We start from the raw sequence: 23,445 nt of genomic DNA, 5'->3' as shown, positions 1-23,445 counted from the left end.
GGGATATTTTTATGGCTTTTTGGCCAGATTGGTTGGGCGTCATCCCATTACATTATTTACCCTCAATGGTGGGGTATAAAACGGGTTGCTTTTTACCCTTTTGTTTGTATTTTATCTGTATTTGTTAATCACTTAGCTCTGTTTAGTGCGCGATTTTTATAAAAGCGACTAGTCTTAAAACCGGTAAGTCAAAAAAGTGTAATATAACTCGGTTTAGCACAATGAGGATGTGACAATGAAATCAATTAAAGCAAAACTTCTGAGTGTCGTGTTAGGGGGGATTTTCACCATTGTGGCAGCAGGCGCAGTGGCTGTTTACAGTTTTCATGTATTAATTGTTGATTTTGATTCTGTGATTAAGCAGCAACTCGATGCGCGATATCATACCAATAAAATGTTAAGTGAATTTAAAACTCAAGTGCAAGAATGGAAAAACATACTGATCAGAGGGGCTGAACCTGACCAATATGATAAGTATCTCAAACGTTTTATCAGCAATGAACAACTCATTCAGCAACAAGTTGATGCATTAATAGCACGGCCTTATTTGTCGTCCTCAAGTTTGGCCATTTTAAAAGAATTTAAACAAGAACATTTAAAGCTTGGCGTTTTGTATCGTAAAGGGTTAGAGGCCTTTAAAGTGGCGCAGTTTAATACTCAAGCTGGCGATGACGCTGTGCAAGGTATTGATCGGGAGTCGGTTACGTTACTTAATCAGCTGAGTAAGGACATAGAGCACAAAGCCGATGAGCGCGTATTACAAATAGAAGAAAATGCAGAGCAGTTGGTATATTACACGGTTATTGCGGTGTTTATTTTGTTACTGCTGATGACATCTGTGGTTGTTTTTTATATTCATCGGTATATCACTTCTCCAGTCAAAAGAGCGTCTGATATTGCTAACCAAATCGCTAAAGGCAATTTAAAAAATGATATTCAAGTGCATTCAAACGATGAGGTAGGTAGCTTACTGACTGCACTTGGCTGTATGCAAACAAATATTCGTGATATTCAAGCTGATTTAACCGTGCAAATGGAGCAACAAAAGCAAAAAGCGATAGACTCAGGGCGAATAAAGCAAGCACTTGATAATGTCGCTGCCAATGTCATGGTGACTGACCCTAACTTTAAAATTATTTATGTTAATGATTCGATTTCAGAATTGTTTTGCCAAATGGAAGCACCGCTGATTAAATTACTTGGCCAATTTAATAGCCAGCAATTGCTTAATGTCTCGTTAAACACGTTATTTGCGCAGCATCCTAAACAGCAGCAATTATTATTAGCGGTTGAACAGCAAATAACAGCTGAAATAGCCTTTGCTGGTCGGATTTTTAATATTGTCGCAAGCCCAGTAAAAGATAATGCTAATAATGTGATGGGTGTGGTGTGGGAGTGGCATGATTTAACCGAACAGCGTGACGCTGAGCTGCAAGTATCTAATATTATAAATGCGGCCAAAAAAGGGGAGTTGTCTACCCGACTCGATACCAGCCGATTCGAAGGATTTATGGTGCTATTAGCCAAGGGTATTAATGAAATGCTTGATGCGATTGTTACCCCCATTCAACTCACTGCAAAGTACATAGATCAGATTGCGCAAGGCGATATTCCTAAAGAAATTTCGACTGATTATCAAGGTGACTTTAATCAAATTCGCAATAGCTTTTTAACCTGTACCGATGCCATTGGATTATTGATAAGTGACACAAATATGCTGGTGGAGGCAACCAGTAAAGGATTATTAGGGCAGCGAGCCAAAGCTGAGCTGCACCAAGGCGATTATAAAACCATTATTGATGGCTTTAACCAGACGTTAGATGCGATTGTAAAGCCGATTGAAAAAACGAGTTACTATTTGAATCAAATGGCACTTGGGCAGATCCCCTCACAAATCAGTGATGATTATCAAGGTGACTTTATACACGTAAAAGAAAGCTTAAGTGAATGTTCGCGCGCAATTAATGCGCTTATTACCGACACCCAATATTTAGCAAACTCGGCCATTAAGGGGCAATTAAATGAACGGGCGGACAGCACAAAACACCAAGGCGATTTTGCCAGCATTGTGCAAGGTATTAATCATACCTTAGATGCCATTGTGCAGCCGATTAACTTAACGGCAAATTATCTCAATGAGATTTCACAAGGCATTATCCCTGATCAAATTAGTGAGCAATTTGAAGGTGAGTTTGCTTTGGTGCGCTCAAGCCTTGTGCGATGTACATCAGCGGTGCAGCAATTATTAGCCGATTCCTCTTTATTAGCAGATGCTGCTGTGGCCGGTAATTTAACCGTGCGGGCCGATAATCAACAACATTTAGGTGAATTTGCGAATATTATTACCGGCTTTAATGCCACCCTTGATGCCATTTCAGCCCCGTTTAACGAATGCCAAAAAGTGATCGGTGCATTATCGCGCGGCGATTTGACGATGCGTGTTGAAGGGCAATACCAAGGGCAATTTAAAGAGTTACAGCAAAATGTGAATGCTAGCGTGACTAACCTTGCTGCGTTAGTAGGGCAAATTGACCAAACCGCAGTTCAAATTACTGCGTCATCGAATGAAATTTACCACGGTGTGACTGAGCTTAGCCAACGTACCGAAGCGCAAGCAAGCGCGATAGAGCAAACTACAGCGTCGGTTAATGAGCTAACCTCAACCGTTAACCTCAATGCCACCAATGCAATTAATGCCAGCCAATTGGCCAACGAAGCCGATACACGAACGCAACATGGCGAAGACTTATTGAATAAAACCGTTGCTGCAATGCAAGCAATTAGCCGAAGCTCGAATGAGATTTCAAAAATTATTCAGGTAATTAATGAAATTGCGTTTCAAACCAATTTATTGGCGCTTAATGCGGCTGTTGAAGCAGCCCGCGCGGGTGATAAAGGCCGAGGTTTTGCAGTGGTAGCAGGCGAAGTACGCCAACTGGCGCAACGCAGTGCTGAGGCCTCTAAAAGTATTGGGCAACTCATTAACGATAGTGTGGCAAAAGTGAAACATGGTATGGATTTAGTTGAAGATTCAGGCACTACACTGCAAGGTATTTTGAGGGCGGTGAAAGAGCTCAGTGGCTTAATGAATAACATTGCCTCAGCCAGTAAAGAGCAATCAACTGGGATTGGCCAAATTAATGATGCAATTAAACAAATAGAGAAAATGACTTATCAAAATAATGAGTTGGTTGAAAATGCCGGGTCGTCGAGCTCAGAGTTAGAGCAACAAGCATCCAAAATGAAACAACTCATGAGTGAGTTTGCGGTGTAACGATGTGTCTTTTAGTTTTTCTCATTAATACCAATCACGATAAGTAAGTGATCAAAAATAGCGTAGGAAAAACGCTTGAGAACAAGGCCGGTTTTTTCGATAAGTAGTTATTCTACAATCAAAAAATCTAACGAAGTTATCGAGTGTTTTAACAAGCTAGGGTGATCAGTTATTTATTTCGATTGGTATAAGTTAATGATTGAGTAACGATTAGCCTAACCCGCCAGACAGTTAAACTAAGGCCATTACCTCATGGCCTTAGTTTTTCTCAATTAAATAACATCAATCGCTCTGAACGTTGAACAAACCAAAACGCAACTGAAACGCAATTATTGCGCTTTGTGCCATCCGCCGACAATATCCATAAAAAATTAGGCCATATCGGCTGCTAACAGGCATAATATGGCGCATATTGGTTAATTTTAGAAAAGTGAATGTATGTCATTTGAGGCCTTAGGCTTATGCGATGAGCTAGTAAAAGCAGTAACAGAGCAGGGTTATACCGAGCCCACCCCCATACAGGTTGAAGCTATTGCTGCAGTGTTAAGCTTGCGCGATGTGATGGCAGTTGCTAATACGGGTACGGGTAAAACCGCAGGTTTTACTTTGCCATTAATTCAACTGTTATCCGCAGGCTCTGCGCCGCAGCCAAAATCGGTGCGCGCCCTTGTTATCACACCCACCCGAGAACTCGCTGCGCAAGTCGCACACAGTGTGCAAAATTATAGCCGCCATATGAATATCAGCACCGCAGTAGTATTTGGCGGGGTAAGAATTGAACCTCAAATAGCCCAATTAGCCGAAGGTGCTGATATATTGGTTGCGACGCCTGGGCGTCTGATCGATCTTTATAATCAGCAAGCGATTAACTTTAATCAACTTGAGTTGTTGGTTTTAGATGAAGCCGACCGAATGTTGGATTTAGGCTTTATTGATGAAATAAGCCAAATTCAAAGCTTGTTACCGCCTAAGCGCCAAACTTTGATGTTTTCGGCCACGTTTTCAGACGAAATAACAGCGCTCGCCAAAGGTATGCTCAATGATCCGCTGTCGATAGAAGTCAGCCTAGTGAATAGTACGGTTGATACGGTTAAGCAAAAAATATACGCAGTAGACAAAGCCCGTAAGAGCGAAGTGTTACTTTATTTACTTAAAAAGCATCAATGGCGCCAAGTATTAGTGTTTAGCCGCACTAAAGAGGGTGCCGATACTTTAGTCACTCAATTGAACAAAGCTGGCATTAACAGCGCATCAATTCATGCTAATCGCACACAACACGCCCGCACCCATGCATTAACTGGCTTTAAATCGGGCGAAATTAACGTATTAGTCGCCACCGATATCGCCTCGCGCGGCATTGATGTCAACCAATTACCGTGCGTGATAAACCTTGATTTGCCTTATGTAGCTGAAGATTACGTCCATCGCATTGGCCGCACCGGCCGCGCTGGTACAGATGGCTTAGCAATTTCGTTGTTCAGTAAAGATGAAACTAATCAATTACACGCAATCGAGCGCCTACTTGGCCGTACCTTAGCTTGTGAAGTTTTACCTCAATTTGCCCCCACTGTGACCGCTAAAAAAGTCAGTAAGTACGATGACGACGAATATGGCAATTTCGAACCCGATCCAGAGCCCCGAGGTGGAAAAGGTAAATCTCAAAAGCGAAAGGGTAAGCGCTAAGGGTAAAGGCTAAAGGGTATCGTAGCCAATAATCAGACTTACTCTGACCATCAAATTTTTTTGAAATGGTATCGATGTAAAGATCCAGCGAAGTGCAGGGAATGCTTAAGATAACGCCAGCTGATTTGCTGGCGTTATTGATACAGTAAATCACAAGTACTCGTTTATAAAATCTTATGCACTCAATACCATAGGTACTGTGGTAAACATAAGCAGCACAATTACGGCGATTGCGGCTAAATTTAACCACAAACCTGCTCTGACCATATCACTAATTCGTAGTTCGCCCGAGCTAAATACAATGGCGTTAGGTGGGGTTGCTACCGGCATCATAAATGCACAACTAGCCGCTAAAGCCGCAGGGATCACCAGCATCATAGGGTCATCAACTAGGGTTACTGAAATGGGTCCCAATAAAGGCAAGAAACTCGCAGCTGTTGCTGTATTACTAGTAATTTCAGTTAAAAATACAATCGTTACCGTTACAATTAATACAGCAGCAAACACCGAGAATGATGATGTTGTTTCAAGTTGTGTGGCAATAAAGCCAGCTAAACCAGAGCTATTAATCAACCCAGCTAAAGCAAGACCTCCCCCAAATAGTAAGAGAACGCCCCACGGTAATTTTTTTGTATCATCCCACGATAAAATACGAATATCTTTTTTGTAATCAACAGGGACAACAAAAAGCAGTAATGCAACAAACATCGCAATACCGGTGTCTGAAATTGGTAAGCCAGTGGTGTCGACAATTAATGGTCTAAAAATCCAGCCAAATGCTGCTAAGGCAAAGAAAAATAACACTAACTTCTCGCCTTTACTCATTAGTCCTAGCTCAGCGAGTTTATCTTTAAATAATTGGTTGGTATTGACGCTTTCACCTTGGTTTACGTTGTAGCAAAGCTTGGTCAAAGTAATCCAGCTAATAAACAGCATCACAATTGATAAAGGGATGCCAACCATCATCCATTGAGCGAAGCCAATTTCAATACCATAACTATCGGATAAATAGGCAGCCATTAGCGCATTAGGAGGCGTACCAATCAGTGTGGCTAAACCGCCAATACTGGCTGAAAAAGCAATCGACAATAACATGGCTTTGGAATAGTGGTCATTGATATTGGTTTGCTTGCGGTTAACGATTTGTATGATAGATAGCGCAATCGGTAGCATCATTACGGCTGTTGCTGTATTTGACATCCACATTGATAAAAACGCAGTCACCAACATAATGCCACCAATTTGATGGCTAGGTTTAGGGCTCACCATTAACATCGCCTTTAAAGCGATGCGTTTATGAAGATCCCACCGTTCCATGGCGATAGAAATAAAGAAGCCACCTAAGAATAAAAAGATAAGAGGGTGGGCATACGATGCAGTGACTGTTTTGAGCGGCCCAAGACCAATAATGGGCACTAAAATTAATGGTAAAAATGCCGTTACAGAAACAGGTGCAGCTTCAGAAATCCACCATACTGCCATCCATAGCGCTAAACCTAAGGTATGCCAAGCTGCAGGCGACATACCATCAAACGGGACTGGCACGACTAATGTCATCAACATCAGAATTGGCCCTAGTAACAACATCCCCACCGGTGTTGTCTTGTTTTGAATCTTACTCATAAAATTACTCGCTTTTTATTTTTTATAATCGATCGGTAACTCCTATAGCAAAGATATTGCCATGTTTTTATCTTATTGTAATTAAAGAGTTTATTTATTTTAATTCATTATTTTTAGTTATAAACGTGTCGATATTGACCCAGAAAACTACTCTGTGTGAGTGTAAATCCCCCCATCTTGTCGAGTGTAAATATTGGCCTGTTTATCTGGTAAATTTTTACAGTAAGCACAAAAAAAGGCTTGTTTAGAGTTTGTATTGTGGGGGGATTTCTATACGTGATTGAAGTGGTTTAGGGTGGTTTTCCGCCTTATTAAATGGCTGTAATTATAATGAGTTAGTTTAAGTTGTTGTTATTAATATGTTTATTTTATTCATCAGTACTTTATAAAATTGGCTTAAAGCTTGCGATGTCAGTACACCAATTCAGGACGAATTGGCTTGAAACATACAATAATAAAAACGACTTCAATTAATAGAGGCAAATATGAAGCATCTTCAACATGACATTTTAACTAAAGTAATTAGCCCGTTAACCTTAACCATTGCCTTGTGCTTAAGCTCGAGTGCCAATGCAAGCCAAGTTGAAAGTAAATTCTATGGTTCACTGCGTTTGGGGGCTGACTTTGTAAATAGCGGATCGCCCGATGATGCAGCTAATGGACGAGACTATTTAAGCCGCTTTGGATTAAATGCAAGTGTTAAAGTAACTGACACACTAAGCGGTATTGCGAAAATTGAATATGCCAATGGCGGTACATTATTTCTGGATGAAATTGAAAGTACCCCTATGGTTTTACAAGTTAAACTTCTTCGAGTGCTGGAGGAGCGAAAAATTGTACGTTTGGGCGCCAACGAAAACATAAACCTAGACGTAAGAGTGATTGCAGCAACAAAAGTCGACTTATTAGCTTTATGCGACCAAGGGTTATTTAGACATGATCTCTATTATCGATTAAACCTCGTTAAGGTCGATATACCCCCCTTACGAAAAAGAATGGAAGATGTACCACTGCTTTTTTTGCATTTTGCACGTATCGCCTCTGCACGATATAAAAAAGAACTCATTCCATTATCCAGAGAACATAAAGCTAAATTACTAAGTTATGATTGGCCCGGCAATGTTCGAGAGCTACGTAATTTAGCAGAGCGTTATGTATTATTGGGCGAAGCGGCTGCGTTTAGTCAGACAGGACAAAATAGTGAACATGCGATTCAAAGTAGTATGGGACTGACACAGCGAGTCGATTTTTTTGAAAAGTTTCTCATAGAAGAGGCACTCGCCAATAATGAAGGCTGTATCAAAGAGACCATGGAAGAGCTTAAACTTGCCAGAAAAACGCTTTATGACAAAATGAAAAAATATGATTTAGAGCGTAAAAGCTACCAATAAAAATAAGTTTGCAGTTTTTTAAGTCTCACAGTCATAAAGTAAGGGGCTTATTTATTAAGACTCTTGCGCCGAGGTATTGTGCTTTTTTTGCATAAAGGCTTAAGTTACTTATTAAGTAACCTGAACTCTGGATAATAAATCTATCTCCAGTGGCTATTTTCAACGATAACTACGTTGAGTTTACTTGCAATAGGCCCGCTATTGACGCGTAAACTCGCCTTGTTATCCCTGTAAATCTCCGTCTGGAGAACTTCTGGATTTTTATATAAATAGAATCAATACGTTAGACAATCTCTTAACCAGAGCTCAGATTAAGTAATCAGTTTTTCGTTACCAGCAGTGTTAAATGTCACCGTCCATTTTTTTAGTTCTTCGAACTTGTTCACTAACGCTTTCAAAACTCGCTCGTTTTGATCTGCTTTTTTATCTGCAACAAAAAATCCAGGCTCTATTTTGTAAAGCGATGACCAGTGCGCCAGTTGTATGGGTGTCATTACTTGCCAAACAGCGTCAGCATTATGGTTATGAACTAAGATCAAAGAGCCAACATCATCATTATCAGATGCGAATATAAGCGTAATTGTTTGGCCTTCCCTTAATGGCACCGCACTATCACCAATATAAAAAGGCGCTTCTGTACCATCCGCGAGTTTTAACCAAAATTCATGAGCAGTAGTGGTTTTAGCGCTCAGATGAAAACTATTAGAGATTCTCATTGCACTATAACCAGTGCCTCTGTATGAAAAGCTACTATAGCCAACATAAGATGAAAATCGTGCATCTATATTAAATTCAGAGCGCTTTTCTGTTTTTAGCACTTGACCAGTAATAGCCATGAAGTTTAAAAAACGATCATAATGAATAAATCGTTCAGAGATATAATCTTCTGATTCTGATGTTAAAAGTGTGTCATACATTGAATCAAGACGTTGAAGGCGAGCTTGAGCGTCTTGCTCAGCTTGTAACTTAAGCTGTTGTCTGCGCTGTTTTTCTTCATCGAGTTTTTTAAGGGTTTGTTCTTTTAAAATAGCGGTATTTTTTTTCGCATTTTCAGTCGCTTCTTTTAAAATAGGCACTGCTTTTATAATAAATTCATCTGTTTCTTGTTTGGCTTTATCAAGATGCGGTTGGGCTTTTACATTAAGTTCATCAGCTGCTTTTTTTGCTTTATCCAGCATCGAAGCGGCTTTTGAAAGTAGCTCTGGTGAAGACTCGTTGACTCTATTTTTTAATTTATCAAATAAACCAGCCATATTTTTCCTAGTTATTATTTAAATGTCCCTATTATGAGATAAGGTAACTTTTTCACAATGTTAAGTCAAAGACATGATTTACCTTTTGAATCGCACTATTAAGTGTATTTTAGGTAACAATAGTCCAGGCTATTTGGCTGCCAAGGAAGGTTAAAAAATTCAATCAGACAGCAAAAGAAAAAGGGCCTGAACGATTTGTTCGAAGCTACAAAAAAGCTGACTTAACCTCAGTTCTGGATAAGTGATTTAACAACGCATGAAATTAACCGTAAATATTGAATTTATCTAGCGCGAGCAAGGCCTATAGCATGAGGAAACCAGCAAAGGGATTGGAGTACCATTTTGACAGAGCATCTGTGCACTAGTAAGCGATATCGCAAGTTGTTAAAGCAATTTGGTATGTGAGCAAATGCCCTACAACACATATCACACTAATGCTTTGCGCCTAACAAAGAGCATATTCCTACCAGATATCAAACACTAAGACTATAAAACTTATTGCTGGCTTGACTTAGTGTGTTGTTGCGGTGTAATTTGCCTGGCTTAAATTAAGGGACTAATCATGAAAGCAATCTATAGTACGGTTTTTTTAGCGCTAGTAGCGAGCGTGACTCACGCAGGTACATTTTGCCAAGTATCAGAGTTGAGCAATAACGAAATCCATGTGCACAACCTTCCAAAGACAGTCAGCACACACGATGCAAGATATTCTTTAACAGAATCTAATTTAGAGGCGGCAACGCCTATCAAAGTAGATATTGTGTTTTTTTACCAACCATCTTATTTTGCAAAGCACGGCGCTTATGAAGGACATAAACGCATAGAAACATTTGTAAAAACCACAAATGAAAGCTATGCCAAGCATGGCTACGACTACCAACTGTCTATATCGGATATTCTCCCAGTTGTATCTGTAGCTGATGACTTGCCGTATCTAACCGTTGTTGATGAAAATGGCAGACCTCTTATTTACGGCGCAAATTATTTTTATTCAGTGTCAGCCTTGAACCCTGGCAACCCTGAATACGAAGCTTATAAAGAGAAATGGAAAGGTGACCTCGTTACTTTTATTCGCGAGCACCGCGATAATGACACTATCCTTGGATTAGCATCGATGGGCGGTGAATACTCAAGTTTTCTAGATGAAAACCATAAACCTGAAAATCAAACGACTTTTGCTCATGAGATTGGCCACAATTTAGGCATGAACCACGAGGAAGGTAAGGCAATTACTGGGCCTGAATACGCAAGGGCGTGGATGTGTGGCGGTAAACGGACTATTATGTATTCATCCAGTCCAATCATAGATGAACCTAGCCACTATTCATCTCCGTACCTTTTTAATAACGGGGAAAAATGTGGAGATGAAAAAGCGGCTAATAATGCACGTATTCTTGAAGACAACTTTGTCGCAACGTCGCAGCGCAGGGCTGGCGTAGAGGTAAACGGCACCGTTAAGTTTTCTCAAAGCACCTTTACTGGAAATGAAGATGACGGTGTGAAAATTACCCTGCAACGCGATGGTGACTTAACGCTGGAGGCATCGGTAAAAGTGTTCGCAGAAAATGGCACCGCTACGTGGGGTACTGATTTTGTTGATGCGTTTGTTTTAGCGCAATTCCCTGCTGGTGCAGCGACAACTGAAATCATTTTCCCGGTAATAAAAGATAGTGAAAAGGAGGAGACAGAAACATTTACGGTGTATATGAAATACCCGTATCGTCTTGCCGTTAGCGATGATTCAACAGTAACCGTCAGCTTAACCGATAACAAAAAAGTCGGTCTCCCTGGCTTATTCTCGATTTCTGGTCCGTCACAATTAAATGAAGGAGAATCGGCAGAGTATGTTATTACGCGCACTGGTGGTGAAGGAGATGTAATTATTGATGTCAAAGCCGTAACGGGCAGCGCATTTACGGGCACAGATTTTGTAGAACTAAACTCTAAACTGGTATTCGCTCAAGGTGAAGTGCAAAAAGTCGTTACATTAAAAGTAATTGATGATATTTCACCAGAAACAAAAGAGCATTTCACGATTGAGATTAGCAGCCCAAACACAGGTGCAGAGTTTGACCAAAAGAGTGTCACTGTCAGCATCCCCGAAAATGACAGCGATAAAGTACAAGCGAATGTAGGTAAGTTTTCATTGAGCGTTTCAGGAGCAACGTACACCGAATCGTTAGCGACATACTTGCTCACCATCACTCGAACTGAAGGTTTTGAGGGACGAGCAAATCTTAGGCTTAAAACGATAGAGGGAACTGCATTGTCAGGTATTGACTTTGTACCTCTTGATAAAGAAGTGACGTTCATCGATGGTCAAACCGAACTAAAAGTGTCTTCTGGCTTGTTGGATGACACTAACGATGAAGTTGGCGACAGTACGTTTGATGTTGTACTTGAAGGAGCGGGTGTTGAAATCTTAACAAGCAGCGTTACCATAACGCTCATTGATAATGACGACCCAAAAGTGATCGAACCAAAGGCCCCAGAAAAAAAATCAGGTGGTTCATTGTATTGGTTACTACTTTCTTTTGCCTTAGTGCTTATAAAGCGAAAGTGACACTCTTCTTTTGAAAAAAAGCGCAATTTATATTGCGCTTTTTTTTGCTAAAAGGCTTAAGTTACTTATTAAGTAACCTCAGATCTGGTTAAGCCAGCATTAGATTGTTGCTCTCTAAAAGCGCTAGCTCCTGAGACGTTAAATCCAATGATGGCTTTTCTTCTTTTAAACAATAGCAATAAGTCCACCAAGAAAATTCAGCATAAAACCATGCATACTGCGATGCCGAGAATGTTCAATATAGGAAATATTCTTCAATTGGTCGTTCACTGTCTCAATAATAAATCGCTTTTTTAACATGGCCCTGTCCCACAGCGATATGAATTTTTTCTTCATGTTCTTTCGAACCGTTGTGATTGATGATCAAATGCAGTTTAAATCCAAATGACCAACCAACTAACTTATTCATGCTCGTTCCTTTTGGTTTAATCACTCTTGGTCGAATGATCGGATCAGGGAACGAGCTTTTAGTTCCTTCGTTTTTTAAATGTCTTATCCGAAGTTCAGGTTACATTATTATCCTTAAACAAACATCAACCAAGCCACCGCACTGGCACACAAGCAATAATATAGCATTGGCAATAACGTGTAGCGGATGATTTCGCCTTCTCTGCCATGCAAGCCCACCACACTCGCAGCGGCGACGACATTGACTACCGCAATCATATTACCGGCGTTTGCGCCTAACATTTGTAGTGCTAAGACTAGACTGGGTTCGAGATGGGCATCAGTCGCTACTGAATGTTGAAAGCGGGCAAACATCAAATTCGAAAATGTCGCGGAGCCTGCAATAAACGACCCTAAGGCACCCACAAGCGGTGCGATGATTATCCAAACATCGCTTAAATGAGTTCCAACCCAATTTGCCAAAGCGATTGGCATAGCAGGTAGGCCTGCGCTGTTATTATCTGATTGCAAAAACAAACGCACCATAGGCACCGCAGCACATAGCGAAACCAATGAAGGAAGTAACATGGTTGCACTGTTTTTGAGAGCCGAAGTAAATTGGCTAGGCGTGCCTCTTTGTAACCAGATAGCAATCGCTGCGGTAATAATAAACAAACTACCAGGTAGGTATAAGGGCATAACACGAACCGAAATAGTGGTGCCCAACATCGCTTGCCACTCAAATTCGATGCTTTGCAACCATGCTTTAAATGGCAATTCTGGCAGTCGAGTGAGCACTAATAATAACGCGACAACCAAATAAGGTGTCCAAGCTTTTAGCAAACTCAATGAAGCAGGTTTGTCTTCATCAACCTGTAAATAGCTTGGTTCTAAATTACGACGGATAGAGGCGGGGAGTAACACGCCTTTTTTTGCAAGAGGGCAGATAATACTCAAGCCAATTAGCCCGCCTAAAATAGAGGGAAACTCAGGGCCAAAAAGCCAGGCCACGCAATAAGCCGGTAAGGTAAATGCGAAGGCGCCAGCAATCGCAAAGGGAGCCAACGCAAAGCCATCACGCCATTGACAAGACTCACTAAAAAAGCGGCAATAAATCAGAACCATCATCAAAGGCAACAGCGCAGCAACGAAAATGTCGATGCTAATTGCGGTAAGGGCAATGTGCGCCACTTGCGCGCTCGAGATACCCACAATGCCTTGTCCGATCCCGACAATAGCAGGGGTACCCACTGCACCAAAGGAAACAGCACTTGAGTCAGCGATCAGAGCCAGCACAACAGCGCCAATGGGCGAAAAGCCAAGCGCAACCATCAGCGGTGCCGCGATGGCTGCAGGCGTACCAAAACCAGCTGCGCCCTCCAAAAAACTGCCAAATAGCCAGGCTACAATAATCAGCTGTACCCGTTTATCAGGGCTAATCTGGCTAAAACCCTGTTTAATGGTGGTGGTTGCGCCTGTTTGCTGCAAGACTTTTAGAAGTAACACCGCACCAAATACAATCCATAAAATGGTTAGGGCTAAAATCACCCCTTCTAATGCCGCAGCGAGCATGTGCAGAGCGGGCACTTGCCACACAAAAAAGGCACCAAGCGCGGTTGCCGCTAAACTAAGCGGCATTGCATGCTTTGCCGGAAGTCGAAGGAGAACCAACAAAATAAACACACTTAAGACAGGGATTAATGTAGTGATAAGTTGGATCAGAGTCATTGCGCTTAACATCCTGTGTTATTGATAATTAATCTTATCATGTTGGGAACATAATGAAATGGCAGGATTAACATTGCATGATTCGAACCACCGACCCCTACCATGTCAAGACGTATAACATCAAGTTTCAACTAACTGATTTAGATTGATAGTTTAATAAAAACAAAGAGTTGCGCTGATGTGTTTAGGCTGTTTTTGGAACGATTTAGACAAATACCACCTATTACAAGGCACTAGATAGGCACAAGTTGAAATGGCCAAAAAGACCACTATTTTTAGAGGTTTTTTTGTTTGAACGGCCTGAAATTTTAATGATTAAACAATCGCACAAGCTAAATTATGTTGTGAATTGGTATGCGGTAAGTATTAGCAGTTATATCCTAGTTAGAAATATGATTATTTACTATAACTGCAAAATCTCAAAATAGGTGTGTTCAACTTGACTTTCCTGCTGAGCAATTAACAAATAAAAATAATTATCATTATCATTGGTGGGTTGTGCTAATTTCTGATATATTTTTTGCGAAATAATAAAACCTGAGAGTAGCGCTTTCAGCTTAAGGATATTTTACCGTAAATTAAGGTTCCTTCATGACATCATGCAGTAATATGGAAATACTGAGTTCTCAACAGTCTGAACTTATACAAAGAGTGGATGCTCCTTCGAATACAATAGAACTTAGACCTGGATTTTCTGTCAGCTTATTGTCAGCAAAAGATATGGGGCCTGCAAATACTAAACAAATTTTCCCAGGGGGTGATGAGTTTGTTCACCTCAATAGTATTATAGCTGGCAAATTTGACGCTAAGGTTGGTAATGCGAGTATTCAATGTCGCTGTGGTGATTACAATATTGGTTATGTGTGCGGAGAGAGTTTTGAAGCCTATCACAGTGATGATTTTTGTAACTTAGCGGTGATGATCACCCCGGAAATTCTCAATGAGTTAGCTGGCGAGGAACTATCAGGTATTGACCCCAATAGAGAGATGTCTTTTTTTGTAAAGCAGGCAGGCTTGAATAGTAAAGTGGTTGCATGCGCGGAAAGAGTCAAGAATTTGATTTATGAAAAAGGACAGAAAGACTTATTGTTGTATTCAGCTGTAATTGATTATTTATATTGGCACTTAACAACGATAAAATCTCACGATGTTAGCCAGGGAATCTCTCTCAGAGAAAGAAAGCAGTTAATAGCTGCGAAGGATTTTTTACTATCAGATCTTAGTTCGCCACCCACTATCTCTGCAGTTGCAAGAACGGTAGGTATTAATCAATGCAAATTAAAAAAAGGTTTCAAGACACTTTTCAATAATACAGTGTACGGCTGTTTTCAAGAAGAACGTATGCAACAAGCGATGAGATTATTGCGGGACAATAATGTTACTGAAACTGCAATATCGCTAGGATATAGTAACGTTAGCCATTTTAGTGTGGCGTTTAGAAAGCAGTTTGGGCTACTCCCTAAAGAGGCGAGAATGAGTTTGTCACCGACTTTTGCTAGGCGCTAATGATTAATTCCTAGATATAATCAGTTGTTTGGTAGGCATTTTGAAACTCAGTTTGCCGCACTCCGATTTCCAGTAATTTAGCTGCTCTGGGTTTACTTTTTGAGGCGGTACATTTAACAAGCTTCCCAATCATCAGTCACCGGTGGATTTTGAAATATCTTTTAGACAAAGCGTCCGCTTGGATTTGACTAGAACATAGTAATATTAAAAACCGGTTTTACTTTAAGTAAAAACCGGCTTTAGTAATTAACCTGAGCTCTGGATAATAAATTTATCCCCAGAGGCTACTTTCAACGCTAACGGCGTTGAATTTACTTACAATAGGCCAGCTATTGACGCGTAAATTCGCCTTGTTATCCTTAAAAGTTTCCGGCTACAGACTTGAAAAAAAATTTACCAATTCAATATCAATACGTTAGTAAATCTCTTAACCAAAGCTCAGGTTAATTAGAATGATGTACCAACAGTGATGCCTATGGTTCTTGGGTTTCCGGCTTCTGCGGTAATACCAAAGCCAAAGTTAAACTCGACTTTGGAGTAATATTCATCAAGCGCGTTTTTAACCCATAGGTGTGTATACCATTCTTGTGATTCTATTCCCACCTTTGCATTGAGTAAGTAATAAGCGGATTGCTTCATAGTGTTTGCAGCATCAAAGTAATGCTCACCCATGTAGATGTTATCCAATTGTGCTAACAGGGTTAAGTTACTCCCAAGCTCACTACGGTGGTTAATTGAAAGGTTTGCGCTCAATTTAGGTGTGTTAGGTAAGTAATTATCACTATAATCTTCGGCCATGAAAGTGGCAAAATTAATACTGTTATACTCTTTATATTTGGCTGCAATATAGCTGGTCGAGAATGACAAGCTCCAATCTGTGTTGATATTGAAGCGAGAGTCTAATTCAACACCCTGACTTTCACTTTTACCTGCGTTATCAGTGATAATAGTGGCATTTTGAAGTAACTGTTGTACTTGTTGCTCTTTTAGTTGAATGTAAAAAGTAGCTAGAGATAAACTCAATTTATTATCTAAGAATAAAGTTTTATAACCTAACTCATAGTTGTGGCTATATTCAGGTTCAAAAGTGGGTTTACTCTGATTTGGGTATAAAGTATCGAAGCCTCCAGCGCGATAACCTTTGCTATAGGAGCTATAAATGAGGTCGTCATTTTTAGTTTGATACGATAAGGCTAGCTTCGGTAGAACTTCGTTAAAGCTTTTTTCGCCACTGTATTCGACAATGGTCCCTTGTGAATAGAAATCTAAGTCTAAGTAAGCTTTTCTTTTCTCTTTATGAAAGCGCACACCAGAAGTCAGAGTTAATTGTTCGGTTAAGCTGTAGTCTATTTGGCCAAAGGCTGCAAGGGCGTTATCATCTTTGGTGGTCACCGAGTAATCTGAGACCGGGCCTCCCATTCCAAAAGCAGAAAAATCTTGGAAGTTATGTGTATGTGAAGTCGTTTCACTTTGATAAGCGTATAGACCGGCTAACCAGTAAAGTGCTGAGTTTCCTTTTGATGACCATCTAAACTCTTGTGATAATTGATCAAAATCTTCTTTTGTAGAGCTGGTAAATTCGTAGCCAGTCATATTTCCGGTATCTTGATCAGCTGAGTTGTCATTTTTCCAATCTCGCCAACTAGTTATAGAAATAAAGTCTATGTAACTTCCAGTGAAATCGATGGTTGCTGAAACCCCTAACGAATCTCGATTATCTATCCCTTCAAAATCGTGTTGAACTTGATCAGGGTTTTCCTTAATTTGTTCAAGTGGACCCATAGCGTATGAGTCACCTCTAAATTTCTCAAAATCAACAACCAAGTTGGCCTCAATATTATCACTGGCTAACCAGCGTAGTTTTGCCCGTGCGCTAACATCATTACGTGCACCGAAATCTTTATTTAAATATACGTTTTTAATGTGTCCATCACTGTGGTGAGCAGATAAAGAGAAGCCAAAAAATAAATTGTCTTGATTGACAGGCGTATTCATGCCGAGTCTTAATCTTTTCGAATTGAATTCATCATAAGATAAAGAAGCTTTAAACTCAGGCATCTCATCTGGTTGCTTGGTGACAATATTGATAACACCTGATAATGAGTTACCACCGTAGAGTGTTCCTTGTGGGCCTCGTAGCACTTCGGCACGAACTATATCAACCAATTCCAAATCGAAAATACTGTTGTTGCCGTAATTTACGCCATCGACATAAAAACCAACTGTGGGTTCGGTAAACAGACCAGGCCCTATTCCGCGGATAAATACATTACTGTCTCTTCGACCTCCCCAGCTAAATACATGTAAACTTGGTATAAGGTGGCTTAGATCTGTCATTGAATTTACTTCAGAATCGATAAGTTCTTGACCAAATAATGCAGATACACTGGACGCGATTTCCATGATGTTAGCTGTGCGCTTTTCTGAGGTAACAAGTATTCTTTCTAAATCGACTTTTTCAACCTCCACTTCATCTGCCGTCGCTAAATGTGGCGCACTCAGCAATGCAGAAGCGGCAAGTATGGTCAAGATACTTTTGGCAATTTTGGTTTTAGATATAACACGATTGTGGGAAGATGACTCTGGCGAAAGTGAGAAGGGCATCGAGGTAAACTCCTAAAAGACTTATAATGAAAGCTCGTTAATAGGAGTTATTCTCATTTAAAATATGTGGAGTCACTACCCGTAAAAGATAATAACCCCTCAAAAAGGTTGTATTTTTTATAAGCTTGTTTATTCAAGTTGTTTAACTAGCTATGGCTACGGGGTAACCATAGCCTGAAATTCGCGCTTCAATCAAAGATAATTGGCTTACCACACAATCAAAAAAATAATTTCTTTAAAGTCTCCTTTGTGAATGAGTTGAACATGCCAATAAACAACTCATGGTGTTGGTTGGGATTAAAACAGATAGCTATCGAAACCATCTCACCTTGGTGGTATGGCATGAGATCAGATATTTGTTTTTTGATCTCTATTTCGTCTAATTTCATCATTTTATTTCCTTTAAAAGTGGCTAAGTTTCATTTTAAAAAACGTTGGTTATCACTGTAGCTGACTTCAATATATTGCCCATCAGCATTTAAGAAGACCGCGATGGGTTTAGTGTTTACAGTGGTTTTTAACTGAGCTTTACCATTGTGAAAATTAACTGCAATAGTACGTTTCTCATCATCTTTGAATAACATGGTAAAGGTTGCACTGCCCGAGTAACCTCGATTTTTCTCTTGATTATTATTTGCAATGTGCAGTGCATTCAAACTTGCTGTTAATTGATAGTTTCCTTTGGTTTGTTCAGTGAATTGCAAATTATGAATGGAAAAATCATAGGTGTTTGTGGTTCTAAATAGTGAGTTTTTCTTAGCTTTTAAAGTGTCAGTTTGCGTCTGTAAATCGTTAATTAACCACTCATTATTAACAGAAGCAATAGCCTCTTCTTTCCACAATTGATAATTATTACTGATTAATTTGACAAAATCAGGATCACCGAACAGGTGCTGTGCAGATAAGATATTTAGCTTAGCTTTACTTGCTGCATATAGTTCATCAGTCAGTTCGCCTATTGATTTTTCTTCACCCGACTCTGAAGTGCGTAGCAGTAAGTATTGGTCTGTTATACGAGAAAGTATATCTACCTGAAATAGCGTACTAATAGGCATTTGTGTAAAAGCAAACCAGGTAGGTATTCCTTCTGTGATTAAAGGATAGCCGGGATTGTCAGTAATAAGGATGGACTCGAAATAAGATTTGGCTACGGCTTCACCAATGACAAACCTTATCCAGTCTTTGCTGTTAGGTTGGCTTAAATCGAGCTGCCAAATTTGTTGTTCTGATAGCAAAATAAGATTACCCGATACTTTAGCTGCTACCGAATTTTCAGGGATTGGTGCAATACGTGCTGTGGGGTAGGGGAATTCACCCCAAATAGATATCGCTTTGTTAAGTGCTATATTGGTTGTTTCAGCGATAAATTGAGCCATTTCTTTATGCTGTGAGTGATAAAACACTTCGATATTAGTGGCTAAAGGGGGGGGAACATTTGCTTTTGTTTGCAGCATAGCAAGGTAACCCGTCACGACAGCAGGGTTCCAAGTACTTGGTGTATTCATCGTATAGGAAAATAGACTTTGCCCATTTTGTTGTTTAATTGCTTTTCGCTCACCAGGGGCAACTGCATAGTGGCTGTCTGGCACCTTGATATTGAGCAGGTAGGTGGTCAACTGAGCGTCGTGTACAGCATAATGAGAGGTATGCGGAGTTAAAACTGTTGCAGGCGGTAGCTTCACCCTTTGTCTCATCACCTTATCTTGAATTGTTCGGTTGTTATCAAACCCGATACTTGGCCAGAACGCTTTGTCTAAGTAACTACTGTTTGCAGTGATTTTACCTAAGTAATGGCCAGACTCATTATGAAATCCTACGTATTGCGTATTGAGTGTGTAAGACAACTTTGCAGGGCTACTTTGCGGTTGACTGTTAAAGCTTGCCACAATAACGTCATTGATATCATCAGCAACGACTTCATTTGCCGTGATCTTATCTAGCTGGATATCTTGTATGCTGCTGGCATGTGGCTTATTGATAAGCAGCGTGCGGGTTTTGATATTATCTATTAATAGTTTCCCTGTTACCAGTGCGCTGCGTTGAGCTGGTAATAGGGTGATATCTAACTCGGCATGCGTAATATGTGGCTGAGCAGTTGTTTTATGTACTTTATATTTTTGCTCGTAATTGAATCGTTGTTCAAACTGTGCAGGCACGGAGCGATGCTCTCCGTTTATCACCACTTGGTGATAAATAAATTGACCTTGCCATAAAAATAAACCGAAGAACCCGACGAATAGAGTAAATGATGTGAGTGTTACTTTAGCGCTTAAATTTTTTATTCTGGTTAACCAAGGCGAAATAACGCCTCTTGGCCATAACCAATTGACAAATATCAGTAAAGCCACATATAAGCTTAACCAGTAAACTGTGAAGTGGAGATCTCGCGAAATAAATTGCTCAGTCGATGCGATTGTTGATAGCTGAGGTATTGACGGCCATGCCCATAAATATAAATAATTTTCTACCGTGCCTGTTTCGTGCAATATGGCTGGAGATATACACAGTAAAACCGCTAAAATTTGCGCTATGATTTTGTGCTGCATGAGCCCATAGCTAATAACAGCTATAAAGCTATAAGCTAGCATGAGCGGTGCTATTACCAATAGGGTAACGTGCAATAAATTGGCCCAATTAATATCTAAATAGCCTTTCAATAATTGTACGCAAAGTGCTGAAAGCACAGGTGTTAGGGTCAGTGTAATAGCGATAATGGCTGCCGCAATGATATAGCTAGTGGAGTTTACCCATGTCGGGATCGGGCATGCTGCTACTAGCTGGGCGGTGTTGACTTGGTGATCTTTATGGCACATATCAACAACAAAAAATGCTGCAGCGAGCATGGTGAAGATTAAGCTTGGGTAGGTAAGTACTGGCAACAAAAGCTCACTACTAGGAAGTGGTGTTGCTGTGCCTGCAAGTGCTGGTAGCCTATAGCTAAGTCCGGCGATAACGAGCATTAATACCAGCGTTAGCATTGAAAAACAAAAAGCCTTGTTCAGTATTACTTTTGTGGCTTTTTCTGTGGCCAACCGAAAGCATAATCTCAACCAATATGCGAGATTATCGATATCTGCTATTTGGATTTTTTCTAGCACTGCGTGTTGGGAGGGGGAAGTCGTGATATTGCCCTGTGTTTTATTTGCTGCTTTTTTAACTTTTGCTTTATTTTGAAAGTGAACTAAATCGAACTTTAGGTAAGCAAATATGAGTAGTCCCAGTGCTAGCGAGAGATACAGTAAGCGGTTATATAGAAAAGCGCCTTCGAGTGCTAAAAAACTATGCGTTCTTTGCTCTGCGGTCCAGTAAAAAATTTGGCTTTCAATTGTTACTTTACCAAGAGGATCAACGACTTGCAGCCAAAAAGCTTGTGGAGCACCATCGCCGTATAAAGCGGTGATTAACACAAATAATCCTATGCAAATCATCATCATGGCATAGGCAGGAGTTGCTTTCCCTGTCAGCGCAGTTAACGAAAAAGGGATCGCTGTATAGACGATACTCATAGGTAAGATCCAAAGCATAATACCATGGAGTAGGTGAGGCCAGGGAGTTGTTATAAAATCTGAGTCAGGGTAAATAGAAAATAAACCTGAGAGGTAAGGTAGAGTAAGCATGGCTATCACAACAGATAACATCACCATAAATACAATACTAAAGCAGGCTAAGTACTTACCGATAAAATAAGATTTACTATTTAAATTAAAGCTATATAAGAAGCTAGCACTGCCAGAGGAAAGATCCCTTAAAAGGGTTGGGATAACCAAGGCGCTGCCCACGGTTGCAGCCCAAAAAGTGTAATACATGAAGATATAATAAATAGCATAGGGAGAATTTCGTGCAACGCGACCACTTTGCATCAGACTATCCCACTCACCTCCAAGCATTTCTCTATAGCCCATCAATATAAGTAAAATCAGGCAAGCCCAAGTGGCGGTTGAGCGTAAACGGTAGTTCAGTTCATAATTAAAAATTGCATTCATGTTATTGAGTCCTACACCGCTAATTCAGGGACATAACTGAAGTAAAAATCTTCTAAGTCTGCAGTTGCTGGTGAGAATCCAGGTGCGGATTGAGCTGTTTGGATAGTGGCTTTGATTTCACCTTTAACTATGCGTGTCGAGAGTACTTTATGCTGTGCTCTCAACTGCGCTAGTTCATCTCTAGTAACTGATTTTTGCCAAATACTACCTTGTATTGAATGTATTAACTCGTCAGGTGCACCGCGCGCTAAAATTTCGCCTTTATTTAGGATTGCCATGTCTTTACATAGGTCAGTTACATCAGCCACTATATGGGTTGAAAGAATCACGATGGCTTGAGATGTGAGGTGGTGCAAAATAGCGTAGAAGCGATTTCTTTCCGCCGGATCTAAGCCTGCGGTGGGTTCATCCACTATGATCACTTGCGGGGCGGCCAATAGCACTTGCGCGATACCAAAGCGTTGTCTCATTCCTCCTGAGTATGTGTCTACTGCTTTGTGACAATGCTCAGTTAAATTAACTAAATGTAATAATTCATCAATTCGCTGCTTACGCTGCTTAGTATCTTTGATGCCTTTTAAGCGTGCAAAATAATCTAATAGTGTTAACGCTGATTCATTACTATAAACGCCAAACTCTTGAGGCAGATAACCTAGTTTCTGTCTAAATGTATTTGGATTTCTTAAAATACTTTGACCATCAAATAAAATGTCGCCGCTATCTGGTTGCTGTAAGGTGGCGATAGTACGCATAATGCTGCTTTTACCTGCGCCATTAGGTCCTAGTAAACCGAACATGCCGGGAGTGAGAGTGAGGTTTACATCTTTTAGTGCATGTACACCATTATTGTAGGTTTTAGATATATTTTTAATTTCTAGTTCCATGTCTAAATCATCTCTATTTATACGGTGGCAGCAAATGGTTCGGTATAATTGCGCAAACCAATACTAAGGTTGGATTTTAACTGTATTAGTACTTCTAAGTTGGTTTCATGTATTTCACCTAAATAAAGTGAGACGTGATGGTTGAGTGCAGAAATCGCCGCAGCTTGCATACTTAATACAGCAAGTGAATCAACCCAAAATGCTGGAATAGCAGCCACTTTTTTAGGTTGTTTCGTTTTTGTAACTTGTTTGTTTCTCTCATTAATAACAGTCGTTAGGAATGGTCCTGATCCTGACAGTTTCATGACTATGTCTCTGATAATTAATTATTCAGTAGCCTATTAATTTATCAGTGCCTATGTTTTCGTCTCTACCCATATCGGTGATTTCCCCCCCCAGAAAGGGAATATTATCTAGTGTAAACCTATTTATCACCCTAGATACGATCTGCTTTATATGGTTCACAATTTCTATGGCTGTAATAAATACTGTTCAGGGGGATCGTTATCCTGATAAGGGGGGTTTTTGGGATGTATGTGCTTGTATATTTATCTTTAAATATACTT

General features: G+C 40.2%; 11 protein-coding genes and 2 pseudogenes. 5 read left to right on the top strand and 8 right to left on the bottom strand.

All coding sequences use genetic code 11. The features are described from left to right. Positions 1-235: 235 nt before the first annotated feature. Both AC3KZC_RS08900 and AC3KZC_RS08895 read left to right on the top strand, forming a co-directional pair. On the top strand, positions 236-3,274 hold the full coding sequence (locus AC3KZC_RS08900) for a methyl-accepting chemotaxis protein (protein WP_490577431.1): 3,039 nt from the start codon (positions 236-238) through the stop codon (positions 3,272-3,274). 438 nt (positions 3,275-3,712) lie between these two features. Next, positions 3,713-4,957: a DEAD/DEAH box helicase gene (locus tag AC3KZC_RS08895; protein ID WP_490577430.1), complete on the top strand. Its 1,245-nt coding sequence runs from the start codon at positions 3,713-3,715 to the stop codon at positions 4,955-4,957. A gap of 174 nt (positions 4,958-5,131) precedes the next feature. Here the strand turns inward: AC3KZC_RS08895 and AC3KZC_RS08890 are convergent, their stop codons facing one another. Beyond that, the gene (locus AC3KZC_RS08890; RefSeq protein ID WP_490577429.1) at positions 5,132-6,580 is read right to left on the bottom strand and encodes an SLC13 family permease; all 1,449 of its coding nucleotides are present in this window, start codon (positions 6,578-6,580) and stop codon (positions 5,132-5,134) included. Between the two features lie 725 nt (positions 6,581-7,305). Here AC3KZC_RS08890 and AC3KZC_RS08885 point away from each other — a divergent pair. Then, positions 7,306-7,971: pseudogene (locus AC3KZC_RS08885) on the top strand (sigma 54-interacting transcriptional regulator); the annotation flags it as partial. Between the two features lie 311 nt (positions 7,972-8,282). Here AC3KZC_RS08885 and AC3KZC_RS08880 read toward each other — a convergent pair. Beyond that, positions 8,283-9,224, bottom strand: coding sequence for a hypothetical protein (locus tag AC3KZC_RS08880; protein ID WP_490577428.1), 942 nt, complete (start codon positions 9,222-9,224; stop codon positions 8,283-8,285). 562 nt (positions 9,225-9,786) lie between these two features. On the opposite strand from AC3KZC_RS08880, the gene AC3KZC_RS08875 reads away from it, so the two are divergent. Then, the gene (locus AC3KZC_RS08875; RefSeq protein ID WP_490577427.1) at positions 9,787-11,787 is read left to right on the top strand and encodes a Calx-beta domain-containing protein; all 2,001 of its coding nucleotides are present in this window, start codon (positions 9,787-9,789) and stop codon (positions 11,785-11,787) included. 88 nt (positions 11,788-11,875) lie between these two features. On the opposite strand, the pseudogene AC3KZC_RS08870 reads toward AC3KZC_RS08875, so the two are convergent. Together AC3KZC_RS08870 and AC3KZC_RS08865 are read right to left on the bottom strand one after the other, a co-directional pair. Next, positions 11,876-12,144 (bottom strand): annotated as a pseudogene (locus tag AC3KZC_RS08870) (transposase); the annotation flags it as partial. A gap of 165 nt (positions 12,145-12,309) precedes the next feature. After that, positions 12,310-13,902 (bottom strand): L-lactate permease, encoded by a 1,593-nt coding sequence (locus tag AC3KZC_RS08865; protein WP_490577426.1) that lies wholly within the window; start codon positions 13,900-13,902, stop codon positions 12,310-12,312. A 591-nt stretch (positions 13,903-14,493) separates the two neighbouring features. Here AC3KZC_RS08865 and AC3KZC_RS08860 point away from each other — a divergent pair. Continuing rightward, a complete protein-coding gene (locus AC3KZC_RS08860) occupies positions 14,494-15,408 on the top strand; it encodes a helix-turn-helix transcriptional regulator (protein ID WP_490577425.1) in 915 nt (304 codons plus the stop codon). A gap of 447 nt (positions 15,409-15,855) precedes the next feature. Here the strand turns inward: AC3KZC_RS08860 and AC3KZC_RS08855 are convergent, their stop codons facing one another. The 4 genes from AC3KZC_RS08855 to AC3KZC_RS08840 form a co-directional block, all read right to left on the bottom strand. Beyond that, positions 15,856-18,012, bottom strand: coding sequence for a TonB-dependent receptor (locus tag AC3KZC_RS08855; protein ID WP_490577424.1), 2,157 nt, complete (start codon positions 18,010-18,012; stop codon positions 15,856-15,858). Positions 18,013-18,431: 419 nt separating this feature from the next. Further along, positions 18,432-21,995: an ABC transporter permease gene (locus AC3KZC_RS08850; RefSeq protein WP_490577423.1), complete on the bottom strand. Its 3,564-nt coding sequence runs from the start codon at positions 21,993-21,995 to the stop codon at positions 18,432-18,434. Between the two features lie 11 nt (positions 21,996-22,006). Then, positions 22,007-22,879, bottom strand: coding sequence for an ABC transporter ATP-binding protein (locus tag AC3KZC_RS08845; RefSeq protein ID WP_490577422.1), 873 nt, complete (start codon positions 22,877-22,879; stop codon positions 22,007-22,009). A gap of 17 nt (positions 22,880-22,896) precedes the next feature. Further along, entirely contained in the window at positions 22,897-23,184 is a 288-nt protein-coding gene (locus AC3KZC_RS08840; RefSeq protein ID WP_490577421.1) for a hypothetical protein, read from the bottom strand. Between the last annotated feature and the right edge of the window lie 261 nt (positions 23,185-23,445).

This window comes from Pseudoalteromonas sp. J2K-J031 (assembly GCF_058197095.2).
This window is presented reverse-complemented; position numbering and strand designations above follow the sequence as displayed.

Bases quoted from the DNA above. Each gene is read 5' to 3' on its own strand.
- AC3KZC_RS08900 (WP_490577431.1), top strand. From the start codon at position 236: ATGAAATCAATTAAAGCAAAACTTCTGAGTGTCGTGTTAGGGGGGATT.
- AC3KZC_RS08875 (WP_490577427.1), top strand. From the start codon at position 9,787: ATGAAAGCAATCTATAGTACGGTTTTTTTAGCGCTAGTAGCGAGCGTG.
- AC3KZC_RS08850 (WP_490577423.1), bottom strand. From the start codon at position 21,995: ATGAATGCAATTTTTAATTATGAACTGAACTACCGTTTACGCTCAACC.
- AC3KZC_RS08845 (WP_490577422.1), bottom strand. From the start codon at position 22,879: ATGGAACTAGAAATTAAAAATATATCTAAAACCTACAATAATGGTGTA.
- AC3KZC_RS08895 (WP_490577430.1), top strand. From the start codon at position 3,713: ATGTCATTTGAGGCCTTAGGCTTATGCGATGAGCTAGTAAAAGCAGTA.
- AC3KZC_RS08840 (WP_490577421.1), bottom strand. From the start codon at position 23,184: ATGAAACTGTCAGGATCAGGACCATTCCTAACGACTGTTATTAATGAG.
- AC3KZC_RS08865 (WP_490577426.1), bottom strand. From the start codon at position 13,902: ATGACTCTGATCCAACTTATCACTACATTAATCCCTGTCTTAAGTGTG.
- AC3KZC_RS08855 (WP_490577424.1), bottom strand. From the start codon at position 18,012: ATGCCCTTCTCACTTTCGCCAGAGTCATCTTCCCACAATCGTGTTATA.
- AC3KZC_RS08890 (WP_490577429.1), bottom strand. From the start codon at position 6,580: ATGAGTAAGATTCAAAACAAGACAACACCGGTGGGGATGTTGTTACTA.
- AC3KZC_RS08880 (WP_490577428.1), bottom strand. From the start codon at position 9,224: ATGGCTGGTTTATTTGATAAATTAAAAAATAGAGTCAACGAGTCTTCA.
- AC3KZC_RS08860 (WP_490577425.1), top strand. From the start codon at position 14,494: ATGACATCATGCAGTAATATGGAAATACTGAGTTCTCAACAGTCTGAA.